16 protein-coding genes and 1 pseudogene are annotated in these 16,369 nt (G+C 55.0%); 3 read left to right on the top strand and 14 right to left on the bottom strand.

Annotation, left to right across the window (positions count from 1 at the left end):
- Nucleotides 1-27: 27 nt before the first annotated feature.
- Together ETC27_RS07830 and ETC27_RS07825 are read right to left on the bottom strand one after the other, a co-directional pair.
- Nucleotides 28-1,626 carry a phosphohexomutase domain-containing protein gene (locus ETC27_RS07830; protein WP_136254444.1) on the bottom strand — a complete coding sequence of 533 codons (1,599 nt, stop codon included), beginning with the start codon at nt 1,624-1,626 and terminating at the stop codon, nt 28-30.
- Nucleotides 1,627-1,908: 282 nt separating this feature from the next.
- The gene (locus ETC27_RS07825; RefSeq protein WP_205742707.1) at nt 1,909-2,661 is read right to left on the bottom strand and encodes a M15 family metallopeptidase; all 753 of its coding nucleotides are present in this window, start codon (nt 2,659-2,661) and stop codon (nt 1,909-1,911) included.
- Between the two features lie 404 nt (nt 2,662-3,065).
- Between ETC27_RS07825 and ETC27_RS07820 the strand changes: the two genes are divergently transcribed.
- Entirely contained in the window at nt 3,066-3,542 is a 477-nt protein-coding gene (locus ETC27_RS07820) for a nucleoside deaminase (RefSeq protein ID WP_136254443.1), read from the top strand.
- A 187-nt stretch (nt 3,543-3,729) separates the two neighbouring features.
- Nucleotides 3,730-5,514: a diguanylate cyclase gene (locus tag ETC27_RS07815; protein WP_136254442.1), complete on the top strand. Its 1,785-nt coding sequence runs from the start codon at nt 3,730-3,732 to the stop codon at nt 5,512-5,514.
- Between the two features lie 252 nt (nt 5,515-5,766).
- Here ETC27_RS07815 and ETC27_RS07810 read toward each other — a convergent pair whose 3' ends face one another.
- The 5 genes and pseudogenes from ETC27_RS07810 to ETC27_RS07790 form a co-directional block, all read right to left on the bottom strand.
- Nucleotides 5,767-6,150 carry a hypothetical protein gene (locus ETC27_RS07810; protein WP_136254441.1) on the bottom strand — a complete coding sequence of 128 codons (384 nt, stop codon included), beginning with the start codon at nt 6,148-6,150 and terminating at the stop codon, nt 5,767-5,769.
- A gap of 312 nt (nt 6,151-6,462) precedes the next feature.
- The gene (locus tag ETC27_RS07805) at nt 6,463-7,512 is read right to left on the bottom strand and encodes a homocysteine S-methyltransferase family protein (protein ID WP_136254440.1); all 1,050 of its coding nucleotides are present in this window, start codon (nt 7,510-7,512) and stop codon (nt 6,463-6,465) included.
- Between the two features lie 455 nt (nt 7,513-7,967).
- Nucleotides 7,968-8,375 (bottom strand): hypothetical protein, encoded by a 408-nt coding sequence (locus tag ETC27_RS07800; RefSeq protein ID WP_136254439.1) that lies wholly within the window; start codon nt 8,373-8,375, stop codon nt 7,968-7,970.
- Between the two features lie 272 nt (nt 8,376-8,647).
- Nucleotides 8,648-9,097, bottom strand: coding sequence for a GNAT family N-acetyltransferase (locus tag ETC27_RS07795; protein ID WP_136254438.1), 450 nt, complete (start codon nt 9,095-9,097; stop codon nt 8,648-8,650).
- Nucleotides 9,098-9,318: 221 nt separating this feature from the next.
- Nucleotides 9,319-10,371, bottom strand: a pseudogene (locus ETC27_RS07790) (histone deacetylase family protein).
- Nucleotides 10,372-11,003: 632 nt separating this feature from the next.
- On the opposite strand from ETC27_RS07790, the gene ETC27_RS17680 reads away from it, so the two are divergent.
- Complete coding sequence (locus tag ETC27_RS17680) at nt 11,004-11,129, top strand: hypothetical protein (protein WP_276605691.1); 126 nt, start codon at nt 11,004-11,006, stop codon at nt 11,127-11,129.
- 465 nt (nt 11,130-11,594) lie between these two features.
- Here ETC27_RS17680 and ETC27_RS07785 read toward each other — a convergent pair whose 3' ends face one another.
- The 7 genes from ETC27_RS07785 to ETC27_RS17415 all read right to left on the bottom strand — a co-directional run bounded on the left by ETC27_RS07785 (nt 11,595) and on the right by ETC27_RS17415 (nt 16,365).
- Complete coding sequence (locus ETC27_RS07785) at nt 11,595-12,875, bottom strand: sugar transferase (RefSeq protein ID WP_136254437.1); 1,281 nt, start codon at nt 12,873-12,875, stop codon at nt 11,595-11,597.
- Nucleotides 12,866-14,209 carry a UDP-glucose dehydrogenase family protein gene (locus ETC27_RS07780; RefSeq protein WP_136254436.1) on the bottom strand — a complete coding sequence of 448 codons (1,344 nt, stop codon included), beginning with the start codon at nt 14,207-14,209 and terminating at the stop codon, nt 12,866-12,868. The genes ETC27_RS07785 and ETC27_RS07780 overlap by 10 nt, the downstream gene beginning before the upstream one ends.
- Before the next feature lie 246 nt (nt 14,210-14,455).
- The gene (locus tag ETC27_RS07775) at nt 14,456-14,722 is read right to left on the bottom strand and encodes a transposase (RefSeq protein ID WP_136254435.1); all 267 of its coding nucleotides are present in this window, start codon (nt 14,720-14,722) and stop codon (nt 14,456-14,458) included.
- Between the two features lie 59 nt (nt 14,723-14,781).
- On the bottom strand, nt 14,782-15,240 hold the full coding sequence (locus tag ETC27_RS07770; RefSeq protein WP_168709038.1) for an ISAs1 family transposase: 459 nt from the start codon (nt 15,238-15,240) through the stop codon (nt 14,782-14,784).
- A gap of 53 nt (nt 15,241-15,293) precedes the next feature.
- Nucleotides 15,294-15,536 carry a transposase family protein gene (locus tag ETC27_RS07765; protein ID WP_276605694.1) on the bottom strand — a complete coding sequence of 81 codons (243 nt, stop codon included), beginning with the start codon at nt 15,534-15,536 and terminating at the stop codon, nt 15,294-15,296.
- 48 nt (nt 15,537-15,584) lie between these two features.
- Nucleotides 15,585-15,821, bottom strand: a complete 237-nt coding sequence (locus tag ETC27_RS17765; protein WP_369333500.1) for an integrase core domain-containing protein — start codon at nt 15,819-15,821, stop codon at nt 15,585-15,587.
- A 118-nt stretch (nt 15,822-15,939) separates the two neighbouring features.
- Nucleotides 15,940-16,365 (bottom strand): hypothetical protein, encoded by a 426-nt coding sequence (locus tag ETC27_RS17415; protein ID WP_205742706.1) that lies wholly within the window; start codon nt 16,363-16,365, stop codon nt 15,940-15,942.
- Between the last annotated feature and the right edge of the window lie 4 nt (nt 16,366-16,369).

Genomic DNA, 16,369 nt, shown 5'->3' with positions numbered 1-16,369 from the left:
TTTACTTCGGTACCGCAAGCTTCAAGATCAAGGCACCAGCACGCGCTCGAGCCACTGCTGGGCATCTTGGATCAAGGCATCCAAATGCTTGGCCCCCCGAAAGCTCTCGGCATAGACCTTGTAAAGGGGTTCGGTGCCACTGGGTCGTGCGGCAAACCAGCCATGGGCGGTTTCCACCTTCACCCCACCGATGGGTGCTTGATTGCCAGGCGCGTGGGTCAGTACCCGGGTAACAGGATCACCCGCAAGGGTATCCATGGTAGGCGGTGCATCGGAAAGCGCCTTGAAGGCGGACTGCTGAGCCGAAGTGCAAGGTGTATCGACACGCCGATAAAAGGGCTCACCGTATTGCTCGACCAGGTCACGGTAATAAGCACTGGGAGATTTACCGGTAACCGCCAAAATTTCAGCAGCCAACAAGCACAGCAGAATACCATCCTTGTCTGTGGACCACGGCCGACCATCCAGTGTCAAAAAGCTCGCTCCCGCGCTCTCCTCACCTCCAAAGGCCAACCAGCCCTCGTGCAGGCCGTCAACGAACCACTTGAAGCCCACCGGCACCTCATAAAGCTTACGCTCTTGGGCTGACACCACCCGGTCAATCATCGAGGACGACACCAGCGTCTTGCCGATCATCAAGTGATCTGGCCAATTCGGCCGATGCTTAATCAGATAATCAACCGCCACGGCCAGGAAATGGTTGGGGTTCATCAAGCCATCAGCATCGACGATGCCATGGCGATCCGCATCCGGGTCATTGCCGAAGGCCAGATCGTAGCCCTCACGCTGAGCCAGTAGGTTGGCCATCGCCGCCGGGCTGGAGCAGTCCATGCGAGTTTTACCGTCATGATCAGGTGGCATGAAACCGAATGATGGATCCAATTCGGTATTGACCACCGTAATCGGGAGCCTGTATTGATCCGCAATAGCCTGCCATACCGGCAAGGCCGTGCCACCCATCGGATCAGCGGCCATCACCAGGCCGGCGTCAGCAATCGCGCTGAGATCCACGGCTTGCCCAAGTTGCGCAACATAGGCGCCCAAGAAGTCTGCTGGTGTCGCTGCACCAAGCGCCTCGCTCAGGGGAATCTCACGTACGCCATCTAATCCAGCACGCAGGTAAGCATTGGCAGCTTGTTCAATGCGGCGGGTAAGCCCACCATCGGCCGGACCACCATGCAGCGGGTTATACTTGATCCCACCGTCTTCAGGCGGGTTATGTGAGGGCGTTATAATCAGGCCATCGGCCTTGGTCGCACCAGGCGTTGCATTATGAGCCAGAATAGCTCGGCTAATGAGCGGAGTCGCGGTCAACTCATGATCACGCTCGATATGCACAGTGACCCCATTAGCAATCAGCACCTGCAATGCACACTGCCACGCCGGGAGCGAAAGCGCATGACTGTCGCGACCCAGGAGCAATGGGCCTGTGATGCCTTCCTCACGCCGCACGTCTACCACTGCTTGGGTAATCGCCAGAATGTGCTCACGATTGAAAGAGCCATCCGTCGCTTTACCGCGATGCCCCGATGTCCCAAAGGTCACCGCCTGCTCAGGCCTGTCGGCATCTGGCGAAAGTGTCGTAAAAGCCTTTAAAAGCGCTGCGATTGCGTCATTCTGATCCATCAGATCACTCCAAGTAGTAGGTTTCACGAGCCAAAATGGCGTTGACACTATTCCAGCCCTAACGGCGTGGATGTGTACATAAACTCAGCCTAACGAGCGCCCATGCATACGCTTAGCTGCAACACGTCCGCCCCTCAACACCAGCCATGTGATTGCATCGATAACTGGGTCTTGTTGCTCACCGCAAAGGGACTGGCGCCGTACCGCTTGAACAATGGGTTCACTCGTTAGCATTTCCCGACAAGCCTTGGCTTACGCAGTATCCCCGATAATGCAACAGGTCTATAGCTGCCTGCGCCAGCGATCCACCACGGTCTCAACCTCGGTGGGCCCGTAACACGCCGACTCTCTCCCACTGTGATAGGCCCAGAGCTGATCACCGCAGTCGTAATGCCACCATTCGCTTGGCAGGTTGGTGAATCCTTGAGCGGCCATTGCATTGAAGAGCAGGCGCCGGTTGTCTCTGGCCGCACGCTGCCTGTCGGTTGGCGCCGTCAGCGCTTCCAGCGCGGCGGTATGTGACTCCCCCACCGGCTCGTCGAACGATGTGCCCATATCAAGCAAGATCCCATCAGCATCACAGAGTGTGACATCGACTGCCCCACCGGTAAGGTGGGGACTCGGTGCATGCTGACTGCGACTGGGAACGGACACGAACTCGCGCGTTTGTATAGTCAATTCGTCCTCGTTCAAGTCGCTACGATGGGAACGTATTGACTCGTATAGGGTGTCAAACAGGTATTGCTGCACACGCCAAGGACGCCAGCCATCCAACACCACCAACCCCATGCCGTAGGGCAGAGCGCGCGCCACCTCGAGCAGGTGCCGATAGGTTGTCTCCCTGACATAACACTCACCGACAGCCCCGGGCACTCCTTGCTTGGCATAGACAGGAAATACCTTGATAGGCAGCGGCGCCAGGCTGAGCGGAATCAAAGGCTCGTCACATTCCATGATTGGAATACCGTTCACCTTGGCCCAGTCAGGCTCCCCCGCATGAGGAATCGGCACGGCTAGCTCTTTCGTTGTTGGCATCTTTCTTTATCCCGGAACCGTCGGCAACCACAAGGGTAGCGACGGGAATACGATGAAAACCTAAACGTCCCCAAACGCGGTCAGCACAGACGTGCCAGACCTTGGGCAACAGCGATACGATCTCAAGCCATCTGCAGTGTGGTCAGCACGATGGAAATGTATAGCCTAATGATGATGCCCAAGTGCACCGGGACGCTACCCGCCATCATCGCCACCAGCGAAAAGGTTGGCCTAACAGCGGTCATTTGCGGCATACCCCATGAGGTTCAGGGCCCCTACGCCAACTTGGTAGACTTTTTAAGAACTGGCTGACTCAATGACCTCATGTACAGGAATGAAAGGCCTTCTCCAGTCGGCTTTGGAGAGGCACAGGTCATTGCTAACCAACCTGAGAGGCAAACACGATGATCGATGAAACCGACAGTCGTCACCTGGAACGCTGCATTGCGCTGGCGGAGAAAGCCTTGGAAGCCGGAGATGAGCCGTTTGGCTCCGTGTTGGTGAGTGGAAATGGCACGGTACTGGCCGAAGATCACAACCATGTCGCAGGGGGTGATGCCACTCAGCACCCAGAATTCTTCCTGGCCCGTTGGTCGGCTGACCATATGACGCCTGAAGAAAGAGCGCGTGCTACCGTCTACACCTCCGGTGAACACTGCCCGATGTGCGCGGCAGCCCATGGCTGGGTTGGGCTTGGCCGAATAGTCTATGCGAGTTCTTCTGAACAGCTGGTGGAGTGGCTAAATGAACTAGGTGTCGAGCCGCCCCCCGTGCGTCCACTCGCCATTCAAGAGGTGGTACCGAAAGCCATCGTCGAAGGACCCGTACCGGAGCTCGCCGAAAAGGTACGCACCTTGCATCGGCGCTTACACCAAGCTTGAGATTAAAGGGTTATTTTCCCTCCCCCCTCTGATCAGCAAACCACAGAACCGCTACCCCCAGTTACTCACCGATCAACTAGCGATGTTATTCAATCGCCACCCTGGGCAGCGAGATGGCGACCAAGGTTGTGAAATGTGTAGATTCGTTACTAAGCTTGCTTGAGGCCACTCGCTGGAATCTTTCCGAATGACACCACTTCCCAACCTTTATCGTTGTCTACTGAGGCTTTTCATCAGTCTCACTTTGGTGGTGACCCTCACGCTCATTTTCTCGGAGGAGACGACGGCGGCCGGTTCGGCTCCTCACCTGGCCAGCGTGGCTATATTTCATGATCAGAGTGGAGAGCTTGAGGCTGCAGACCTGATGATTCGAGAGGAAGATTTTCGCGAGATCAAGGCTCGATCAGACCTTCAGATAGGTTACGTTAGACATCCGGTGTGGCTGCGTCTTCAAATAACATCAGCCGACCAAGAGACTCAAGAAGCTATCCTACGCTTCTTATACCCACTACTGGAGCGTGTATCGCTTTATGAAATACGCGATGGAGTGATACATCAAGAACGGCAAAGTGGACTCGCAGTAGCGCCGGACCAACGAGCCTACACCCATCGTCTACCGGCTTTCTTGCTGCATATACCCCCGTCTGAAACGTTGACCCTGCTGGCTCGAGTAGATAGTGCTGGGAGCATCTCGCTTGGCACTGAAATGCTGAGTATTGAAGGTTTCCAGAGGACTAATGACCTTGAGATGTTTTGGTTGTCCGCCTACGTGGGCATTCTGCTAGCACTAGGGCTTTACAACCTCATGCTGTATGTCGGCCTGAAAGAGCGTGTATTCCTGCTGTATGCCGTTTTTGCCACCAGCTTTTGTGTAGCGGTAATCACTTCCAATGGCTTAGGACCACTCATCTTGTGGCAGGGACTGGGTGATAGTACGGCTCGTATCATCACCCTGGGTTTTACGCTCTCTGCATTTTTCGGCACCCTCTTTGCTCAACAGTTTTTGTGTACACATCGCCACGTTCCTGGCTGGCACCGGGTCTTGAATGGGTTACTGATAGCATGCTTGGTCGGCGTAATAGCCGCCGCTATGCTTCCTTTAGAGCTTGCTATGCCACTGATGGACGTGACAGGCATAGCCACCTGCTTGATGTTGCTGGCCTGCGCCATCTCTTGTTCATGTCTCAGGGTACCCGGGGCCAGATTATTCGTTCTGGCTTGGGCCTTTCTGCTAGTAGGCGCATTGATATTCGCTCTGCGAAACCTGGGAATAATTCCATCAAACGTCCTCACGGTTTACGGCATACAAGCTGGATCCGCCTTGGAAATGATTCTGCTCTCAATCGCACTGGGAGCTCGATTCAATGCGATCAAGCGACAGAAGGAAAAAGCCCAGGCCCAAGTAGTGGCCGCACTCAAAGAGCAGGAAGCAATACTGGAAGAGCGAGTCGCACAACGCACCTCAGAACTTGTGGCTATAGCAAGACGTGACACCCTTACAGGGCTATTAAATCGGACAGGTCTAGCGGAAGTAGCTTCCGGGGCCCTTCAGCGAAGCCGGATGAGAGGGTTACCCTTGGCAGTGCTGATGCTTGACCTGGATGACTTCAAACCGATCAATGATCAATTTGGACATTCTGCTGGCGACTTTGTGCTCAAGATCGTTGCCGAGCGATTACGTCATCAAGTGCGTCATAACACGCACTGTGCGCGGTTTGGCGGGGATGAGTTTGTGGTGATTTGTGAGGATATTGGCGGAACTGCTGAGGCATATGCACTAAAGAAGCGCCTGGAGGCTGCGATCCGCGAGCCTATCCGGCTCCCAAGCGGCGATTTTGTCCAAGCAGGTGTCAGTATCGGCATCTCCTTTGGAGATTCACAGACACAGGATTTGGATACCCTCCTGAACAAGGCCGATCTCGATATGTATGCGAGCAAGAAAAGCTGTCGTATTGGTTCGGCGCCGCTATGAATCGAGTGCGCTTTTCGCCATAAACTTCCAAACCCAAAGTTTTATCTGGTGAAGAAAAACTTTCACGAGGATATCGAAAAATATTGCACGGTAAGAGATTACCAACTGCACAGCAGCTTATAACCTCTGATGAGACCTCATGACTGCCTTCAGTATAAGGCCTAGAGATAACTAAGAGGCCTAGGACAATTAGTGGCCCCGGATTCTGGAGAGAGTCACTGGGACCACTTCATCGCATGCTAAGCCCCTAGCCTACTTAACGGTATTACCTTCAATCAGCATGCCATTGCCTTTAATGGTTCCGTCTTGGCGTAACACCATAGAGGGGCCGTCAATGCTGACCTGATAGCAGGTAATATCTTCGCCATAATCAAAGCACATCTCGCCTTCTTGGGTGGTCCAATTACCTTTATATCCTTGACCATGAATAGTGCCATCCGGCGCATAATATTCGTTGAAGCCAGAACCAGGGGCACTCATGCTGCCCTGATATGAGTGGTCACTAACTGCGGAGGTAATAGCCTCACCACTAAGCGTCGTATCAGCACCTGCTGAACCTGATGCAAGCATTGCCGTTAAAAGAACAAGGGCAGATAACGTAGTGAACGCAGGATTTTTCACTCTGGATGTATGCATGGTGCTCACTTCCTCTGTTGTATTGACACGATGTGTTCAATTTTCATTGAATTCGCAAGATCGTGGCTCAAAACCAGCCTAATTCAGGCAGCGAGTGCTGCTGCTATCAGAGTAAACGTAGCGGAAAACTCACATTGACGATAGACCGGTTTCTGGGGAGAAGATCAAAACCAACCGAAAAACCATCATTTCTTTACTGGATGGCAAAACAAAAAGCCTTCTCTATTCACCCAGCGGGAAGTCAATCACATGGGCCCTCGCGAACGAGGGCCAGGTGGGTAACTCAGATCAACGGGGACCATCTGCTCCTTGTCAGGCTTTTTCACCCAGAGCGGCAATATGGTCCGGCAAGCGATCGTGGGTGCCGTACATAAAGTGGTTCTCCATGCGCTCTGCAAATTGGGCGGCTTCCGGTTCGCGCCCCACTGCCATGGCCACCTCACGCACGTGCATCGGCGATGCGCCGCAGCAGACGCCGAGATAGTTGACTCCCTGAGCATAAGCATTACGAGCAAAGGCACCGAGTTCATAGCGGTTGCAGAACAGCGGATCCAGGGCAGTCGGGAAAGGACGTCCGTGTGGAGATGGGCAGCCGCACCCCTGATCGTCGGAGAGATTGAAGAAGGTCGGCTCCTGCTCGGTGGTGCGATAGGTCACAGGCAGCGCCGCCACATGGCAGGTAACCGCATCACGGACCTGCTGGATCCATGGCAACATGGTATCCGGTCCTCTGAAGCAATTTAGACCGACCACGCTGGCTCCCTGCTGCTCAAGCGCGACACAGGTCTCCACGATGCCGGGGCCATCGATCATGCGATTCTCAGCCATCGGCGCCAGGGTGACGACGGCAGGCAATCCTTTGGCCTTGATCGCTTCCAGCGCCGCTTTGGCTTCTCCGGCATAGTAGAAGGTTTCTGCGATGATGAAGTCCGCGCCTTCCTCGACGGCCCATTGCACCATCTCGTCGAACATGGCGCGGACGCTCTCCTGGGAGGCCGGGTCTTCAGGATCCCAGACGTTGCTGTTGGAAATATTGCCGGCCATCAGGTTACCGGGCTTTTCATCGGCCACCTTGCGAGCAATCTTCAGGGCAGCCCGGTTCAGCGGTTCCAGCAGGTCTTCCTTGCCGATCACCCTCATTTTTTCGCGGTGGCCGTTGTAGGTGAAGGCCTGAACAACATCTGACCCCGCATGCTGAAAATCGCGATGTAGCGCTTCCAATGCATCCGGGCGCAGCAGCGCCACTTCGGGTACAAACTCACCGGCAGAGAGATAGCCGCGCCGTTCGAGCTCGAACAGAAAACCCTCGGCACAAATGAGGGGACCCTGGTCGAGTCGTTGAGTAATCAGATCGTGTGCCATGAATGCCTCCAAGGGGGGATGTGTCTTCAACTGGCTGCATTTTGTCAGCACTTTAGCCTCCACCACCAATGAAGAATTCCCGCCATAAAGATGAGCCAAATTCATTCAGAAGCTAATCTCTAGAAGAAAAATGAATGGCCACCAGGTGACGGGGTATTTCGTCTAGGCCTGGAATTCATAAGGCCAAATGCCAGAGCCCCTTACCGACGGAGCCAAACTTTGTAGCATTGCCGGTGCAGACTGCATCAGCCGCCTTGCCAGCATCACCCTTCACCGGCAGAGAGGTCCGTATCTAGGTGCTCTCGGTGGAAGGGATGGTCACTATAGCGATGCTGTCTGTAGGGCTCTGAGGCCCAAGATCGGGCCGTCAGCAGAGCCATAGCTGAGTAGTTGGGGAACCTCTATCGAACGATGTGCCCGCACGTGATCTTCATACTTCAGTGGCTATGAAGTGATCAACCACTCGGTGGCCAGGTTTCAGAAACATCGAAGTCTTCGATCCTTCCGGTCTCTTCATTAACTTTCCTAAACTCTTCAATCTCATCGGCGGTGAGATAAAGGACTGCCATTCCCATAGTGAAAAGCATGACACCCATCTCATCGTAGCTTTGTTTAGCTGGAATCCCGCAATTCCCGCTCGAAAACCCCATCTCCTTCGCCCTTTCTCTCATCATCTTCACGGTACCCATGGAGATCGCCCTGAAGTGAAGCTTCCCATCTTGCTCAAATTGCTCTGTGGTACAGATACGCATGAGCGTGTTGGCTCGCTCCCACTTTTCGGTGTAAACAAAGTTTCGATCTTGCGCCATTGCGTGGGATGAGAGAAAAAGCGTAATCCAAAGATATGTTGCGAGTCTGACCATCGTGCGTCTCCGTTTCGATTGACCCGACACTTCCCCGAGCGAGATGCCGGCTGACGTATTAGTAGGTATAGACCACTTATACGTCAGTGGCTTCGGGAAACGTTCAATTGAGCTGGCTTGTCAATCACACAATCCAGGAACCAAGATCACGAATGGTGTTCTCTCGTAAAACCAGAGTATTCCGGCAAGAATCTGATTCAAGATGCTGCACAAGAACCCTAGAGCTAGTGACGAAACCCAGGGCGCAGCGGGCATACAGGATGCGGCCCTCGTCAACCCCGGATCTCGGCGATGACCTCATCGGTTTCCTCGCTCATTCCTGTCTCTTGGAAGCCGAGACTGGCGTAGAAGTCCCGGGCGACCTGGTTGGTAGACACATAGCAGATCGCGATTCTCTCGAAGGGGCCCTGTGCCTTGATCTCGTCCAGCACACACTGCATGGCGCTGTGCCCGATGCCTCTTCCCTGATAGCGTCGATCGACCATGAGACGGAAGATGTTGTAGACCGGCGGCCGTTCGTTGTGGTGAAAGGATTCGTACATGAGAAAGCCGACCACTTCGCCGCCCCAATAGATGGCGCGAGGCTGATAGGTCGGATGGAAGCTCGATTCGGCAATGGAGTACAGGTTGTCAGCGACATAGTCACGCTGTGATGTCGCTACCTCCAGGGCAATGACGGCCTCGAAGTTCTCGCGGGTGATGCTCTTCAGTGTTACGCCCATCCCATGCTCCTCCCCTTTGGGTATTTCACCCAGCCACGGGCTACCGATCCGCAAGGTCACATCGTCCTCACACAGGATCACCCAACATACACGGGCCGGGTAGCTGTGTCGGATACTGAATCGCAAGGGATGCCCGCTCGGTACCTGGGCACGCGATGTCCATGACCGGCTCGTGCTCGAGTGGCAAGGCAAGCGATGAGGCTATTTAGCTCATGTGTGCATTATGGCCCGTCCTGACCGGTGCGGGGTAGAGCAACTGAAGCATCCGCTTCGGTGACGAAGGCACCGCGATGGAAGTCCGCCGCGGCCTCGACTTCGGCGATGCCACGCTGGCCAGGTTCCGCCGGCACATCGCCGGCCAGCACCTGCAGCACCGTCCTTACACCGCGTGACAGTGAGATCAGGTTGTAGCCGCCTTCCAGTACGAAGACCAGCCTTCCCCCGCATTGCTGGCGTGCCAGGCTCTGCAGGATGCCGGTCATGGCGGCAAAGCCGTCATAGGAAACATTCAGCGCCAGGTCATGGGTGTGGGGATCGAAGCCTGTAGAAACCAGGATCAGGTCGGGACGGAACTATTCGGCTGCAGGTATCAGGATCTCGCGAAAGGCCTTGAGATAGGCGGCGTCGTCGGCATCGGCAGGCAAGGGAACATTGACATTGGTGCCTTCCCCTAGGCCCACCCCGACCTCCGCGAGACTCCCTGTGCCGGGATAGAAGGGAGAGGCACGGTGGATATCGAAGAAAAGCACATCCGGATCGGCCCAGAAGATGTCCTGGGTACCGTTCCCATGATGGGCATCCCAATCGACGATCATGATTCGCTGGCAGCCCAGCGCCGCCTGGGCATGGGCGGCCGCCACCGCCACGTTGTTGAACAGGCAGAAGCCACGGGCGCGCACCGGTTCGGCGTGGTGACCGGGGGGTCTTACCAGCGCGAAGCTGCTCTCGGCCCTCCCCTCTACCACCGCCTCGACGGCGACGATCGCCGTGCCGGCGGCCACCTCGGCGGCATCGACGCTGCCGGGGGAGACGGCCGTGGTATCGTCGTCCAGCCAGGCGCTTTCTCCGCGCAGTTGGTAAATACTGTCCAGGTAAGAGTTGGTGTGGACGCGCCCCAACTGCTCCTGCGTCGCCGCCATGCCCGATTCGAAAGTCACGCCGGGAACCGGCTCGAGTTCCAGAAAGTGCCGGATAGCCGTGAGCCTGGCGGGATGTTCCGGATATTTCCAGGGAACGCCCAGTCCCACCAACAGTGAACGGATACGATCGTCCATGCGCCCCGGCAGGAAAGGCACCTCGATATCCGGTTCATGGGCCAGCATCCGCTCGTCATAGAAGGCGATCACGCTGTTCTCGTCGGCCACAATGCAAACTCCATGGCTGTGAAGCGAAAAAATGATTTAGGCCACATGCCTGGCTACAGCATAGATGAGTAATTCTATGGGGAACGGGTGTCGACGAACTCAATCGGTGGTTCAACAAGGGACGGCCCCATCAGGGCCTGGGCGCTGCAACACCCGATGAGGTGTACTTCGGTCAACCACTGATCCAAGCGGCCTGACGCCCGATAACAACCCGGTCAAAGCTTAGCTCGCCTGTCAGATGGTCCAGTGAATGGGGTCCACTTCAGAATCTGACGGCCACTGAGTTTCCAACTAACCTGACAGCGGGGCCTAAGCCGGCCTACTTAAATACTTTCTCCATATAGATCATAGCAATACGGAAAAATAAAAAATAACACAAACCTACGCTTACAAAATATAATAAACGCTTTCAGTTGTTCGTAATCAGGATCATACTGGCATTTCTACGCATCGAAAGCGAAGCTGTCGATGCCTAGGAAAAAACCCTCAGGTTGGCTCAAACCAACTTCAGGCTCACGCAATTACGAATGTAGGTAAAGATAATGAGCAAAGGGCAGGACAAAAAAAGAGATAGTAAAAAGAAACCGCTTTTAACCGCAAAGGAAAAGAAAGCCGCCAAGCAATCAAAGAAAGGCGAAACTGATGTTCTAGGGCATAAGGCAAAATAGGCTTTTCATCGCTGGGAATCTCATGGCCTTCAACGCTTCCCTAAAGCGGTGCAGGTGCGCGCATGTCATGACGCTGATAATCAGATCCACGTCATCGGTGCTACGCACCTGCTAGCGGGTGAACACATCGGTAAGCAGCAGCCCGGTCGTGCAGCCCTGGAGGGGGTCATTACATCACTTCACATTTACGGGGCAAAAGCAATATTCAAATCAGGCGGGTCAGCGGGCATCGTAGTCAAAATACCTTCGAACGCTATATCCGCATCGCCGACGATTTCGAAGGCAGTGCCGGGGGGGGGGGGTTAACTGGATGATAGGCCCCAAAACGCAGTAGCCCGGCGCAAAGGCCGGGCTACTGAAATGATGGCACGAGCTCAAGGCTCACTCTGTGCACGCCTTACACTAATGTGCATAAGCTAGGGAGCAAGCCCCCCTTCTACCAATCCATATCTCACATGAGCAACATCACCTTGCACCATGACCGGTAAACACCGTTTTTATCGTCTTGAACAGCACCAAAATATCGAGCCACAGTGAGAAGTGCTTAATATAATAGAAGTCATATTGCAGCTTAGTGATCATCCCATCGACCTCAGCCGCGTAACCCTGTTCGACTTGGGCCCAACCCGATATACCAGGCCTCACCACATGGCGATAACGGAAAAAAGGCACATCACGTTCGTACCATTCCGAAAGCTGCATGGATTCCGGACGCGGTCCGATAAAGCTCATCTCGCCTTTCAGCACATTGAACAACTGAGGCAGTTCATCCAAGCGATATTTGCGGATCACCCTGCCGACCCGCGTGATGCGAGGATCATCATCCCCATCGGTGAAGCCTTTGCCACGCTGGTCTATGTACATGCTGCGAAACTTGAACACCTTAAATGGATTGCCGCGATAGCCCATGCGTTGCTGCAAAAACAACGCAGGCCCGGGGCTGTCCTTCCTGATCGCCAAAGCAGTCACAAGCATGATGGGTGTCAGAATAGGGAGCAGCAACAGCGCCCCGAAGATATCAAAGCAGCGCTTGACGCCTGAATACATGGCAGACGGCATCAACGAGCCAAACTCATTTTCCGATAGATGGTCAATGCGGACGCGACCACTAATCGACTCCTGCATTTGGCGAACATGGTACACCGGAATACGGCAAAGCGTGCATTCCGCCAGGAACTTTTCCCATTCTGCGCCAAGGCTATCACTTCTCAGGTCGGCCACGATGGCATCATATCGCGTACCATCTGGCTCTGGTGTGCGCAGTTGGCGAAGCTCGACATGAGGTGAAGGCTGCAACTTTAATGCATGCCCCACCGGTACCACTGCGATCTTCAAACACCGATAACGTCTTCCGATGAAGTAGCCAGCAAAAAACCAGATTAGCGAGGCTAAATAGCCCGTAAACAACACTTGGCGCGTGTAACCTTCCCTCGTAAAGAAGAGAATGGCCACCACGACCAAAAACGCCAGGCTAACAGTAGGAGCAATATAGGCCGCAACCTGGACACCAGGAAAACGAGTAAAACGCCGCAGGCAAAACATGATGGCCACAAAGGCCAAACCAATGGCCACAATGGTATTGGCTCGATAATCAGGCATCACATGCCAGAACCCCCAGCCCCAACGCTCGAGCGCTGGAAGAGCAATCACCAGCGGCAGCCCCACCAGCAGTTGAAAAGGCAGGCCCAACAGAAATTGCTCATACCACCGCGAGTGGCGACGTTCGTACGATTGTGTCACTTCCATGCCTTTATTGACTCTCCGCGTCCAACTGCATAGTACATCAGGCCAGCATCCTTGACGGCCTTCGGTGAAAACAGGTTGCGACCATCGACCACCACCGGCATGGCGAGCTGCGCCTTTAACCAATCGAAATCAAGGACACGGAACTCCTTCCACTCGGTGCAAATCACCAACGCATCGGCGCCCTTCACCGCCTGAATTCGGTCGGCTACCAGCACCAGGTCATCGCGATCACCGTAAATACGCCGACATTCCTTCATGGCCTCCGGGTCGTAGGCTTGTACCTTGGCACCGGCGGCCCACAGCGCTTCCATGACGTCGCGGCTCGGCGCATCGCGCATATCATCGGTGTTGGGCTTGAACGACAGCCCCCACAGGGCGATGGTCTTGCCGGCCAGGTCACCATCGAAGGCCTGATTGAGTTTTGCAAACAGGGTGCTCTTCTGGCGACGGTTGACGGTCTCGACGGCATTGAGGAGATCCGCGGGGTAGTCGACTTCACTGGCGGTACGCGCCAGCGCCTGGACATCCTTGGGGAAGCAGGAGCCGCCGTAACCACACCCCGGATAGATGAAGTGATAACCGATGCGCGGATCGCTACCGATGCCCTGGCGTACCTGTTCGACGTCGGCGCCCAGCCGCTCGGCCAGATTGGCGATCTCGTTCATGAAGCTGATCTTGGTCGCCAGCATGGCGTTGGCGGCGTACTTGGTCAGTTCGGCGGCCCGCACATCCATGAATATCATCTTTTCATGGTTGCGGTTATAGGGAGCGTAGCATTCACGCATCCGCGTCTTGACGTGTTCGGCGTCGGTCCCCACCACGATGCGGGCGCCGCCGCTGAAGTCCTCGATGGCCGCGCCTTCCTTGAGAAACTCCGGATTCGAGCAGACATCGAAGTCAATCTCCAGGCCCCGCTCAGCCAAGGTACTGGCAACGGTCTCACGGACACGGTCGGCCGTTCCCACCGGCACGGTGGACTTATCGATGATGATCTTGGACTCGTCCATGTGCTCACCGATGGTCTTGGCCACCGCCAGCACATACTTAAGATCGGCGCTGCCATCTTCGTCCGGCGGCGTGCCAACGGCAATGAACTGCAATTCCCCATGCGTCACAGCCGTCGCCGCGTCCGTGGTGAAGCGCAGCCGACCCGATGCCACGTTGGTGGATACCATCGCCTCAAGACCGGGCTCATAGATCGGAATGTCACCTTGATGGAGGCGCGCGATCTTGTCGGCATCCACGTCCATGCACATGACGTCATGGCCCACATCGGCCAGGCAGGTGCCGGTAACCAGGCCTACGTACCCTGTACCAAAGATTGTGATCTTCACGCTATCTCTCTTCCTAATTACCTTAAGATGTACTTGTGGCGTATCGAACGCTCTTGTTATCAGGATGTCGCAGGCAATATGCCATGCTAAACCCTCGCTCCGGCGGTGAAAGACAGCTCCAACACCATCGCTTTTATCATGGCAGAGAGCCGGAGCTCCATTCTACTCACCAAGCTCCTACGGCTTCACGACTCAGGGAAAACGCATGAAAAAACCTACACCGCGAGAATGTCTGCCAGGTAGGTGTCATCCGGCGCTGCTTTCTTCTATTTCCGCCCAATTTCGCCCAACTCCGCCCTTGAAAAGCTTCTCCCCTTTCAGGCAATTCAGCCCGATATGCCAGATCCTGGCAAGATTTTCCACCGCCTGTCTCCGGTGAATTTTGCAAGCATCTTCACGGAGAGCAACGTCCAGAGGCCAGTAAAACTTATTCTCAACAAACCAATTCTGGAGGGCCGCTTCGGCCAGCTTTTTGGCGCTGAGCCCGGCGGAGCTGATATAGTAGCGGATCATCGGAGCCTCTGGTAAGTCGTCCCCTTCCTAGCGGAAGTGCATGACGACACTCACCGTTTTCAATCCAGGCCACTCGTATCTAAACTCCTGAAAGTCTCCAGTAATCCCACTAACGATGTGATGCCGTGTCTCTTTCCTGCCCCGATTCTTCTCATTTGTGACATAGGTCTATCCCCAACGAAGTTGACCACCTCGGCTATCAAAAATGCAACCTCGAAGGCATCAGACAAGGCCGTCTGATTTTCTTTCACAGATAACAGGTGATCGGAGCCCTTCTGCAGGACTTGAGTGACATTCTTCTTCTGGCAACTCATGGCATCAATCGTTACCAGACAGCCCTGAAGATTCAGTAGCTTGAGCAGCTCAAGAATGGCCGTAACCTCGTTGGACTTCTCGGCCGTCTTTACATGCCCCAAAACTACCCCATTGGCCGCACTGAAGGCGCCGACTATGTAGATGGCACCCTTCCCCTTTCCTCGGCAATAAGAGCCTCGCAGTGTCTTGCCATCAATGGCCACCACTGCCCATCGGTGATGTCATGGCAAGCCTTAATCTACTCAGCAAAGGCTGCCTACAATTGCTCGGCACTCACCAGGGCCATCATCCGAGCCATGGCGTCGTAACTGGACACACCGGCACCAAAATCGCCGTACTGGCTAAGAAAATCCAGCTTTGCGTGACCAAAATCCCCGATTTCGTCCCAGCCTTCGTCACCACAGATCACCGCAAAGACGGTTAGAAACAGAATATCCGACAGCTGATGATGCACTTTCCAAGCCTGGCGGAAGTCGGGAACAATCGATAAATGGTGCATAAGAGATAGTGTGAGTATAGGTGTTATGGCCCCAGGTTTCTGCACACTTCATCCAGTTAATGCGAGATGTGTGCGGGGCGCCGCATAGCCCAAAGACTGATGTGGCCGCTCTTCGTTGTAGTACCGGATCCAGCTATCAATTACGCCCCTTGCTTGACCTAGTGATTCGAGGCAATGAAGCCAGATGCACTCCTCCTTCAAGGAACGGAAGAAGCGCTCGATTAGCCCGTTCTGCTCCGGTGTATACGGCGTCGTGAATTCCTGCTTGAGGCCATAGGCCCTCACCGTACCCGTATAGTGGCGACTGCTGAAAACGAGCCCGTTATCTGACCGGAGGGCTAATGGTTACTGAACGCGACCCAGCTTCCCAAGCCGATAGATCAACGCTTCATCCAGCGCGGCCTCAGCGGTCTTGCTGCTGCCATTGTCCAATAAATCGCCAGCCGAGGATCACGCGCGTATAGCAGTCGATTATCACCGCCAGGCTGGCCCGCCAATTCTTGCCGCACCACACGTGCGTGAGATCCGTTGCCCAGCGTTCATCAGGCCGTGATGCGACTAACGGGAGGTTCTTGGCACGCGGTCGGAAGCCTTGTGGCCGTTTTCGCACCTGCCAGCCCTTTAGCTGCAGGATGCGCAGTATTGGCTTTCGGTTTTCCCCCAGGATGCACGCTAGGCGGCGATAACCATAGGTCGTGAAGCGCTCCAGGGTCAGTTTCACCCGCCGCGCCAAGTCGGTAATGATGACACGCTGCCGCGACATGGGGCGGTAATACAGGCTGCGCCGTGGGAACCCCAACCACTGGCAGAGCTTAACGAGCGATACCACATGG

The organism is Onishia niordana (genome assembly GCF_004798965.1).
GTDB lineage: Bacteria > Pseudomonadota > Gammaproteobacteria > Pseudomonadales > Halomonadaceae > Onishia > Onishia niordana.
The sequence above is the reverse complement of the archived record's forward strand: the minus strand, read 5'-3'. Positions and strand labels throughout refer to the sequence as shown.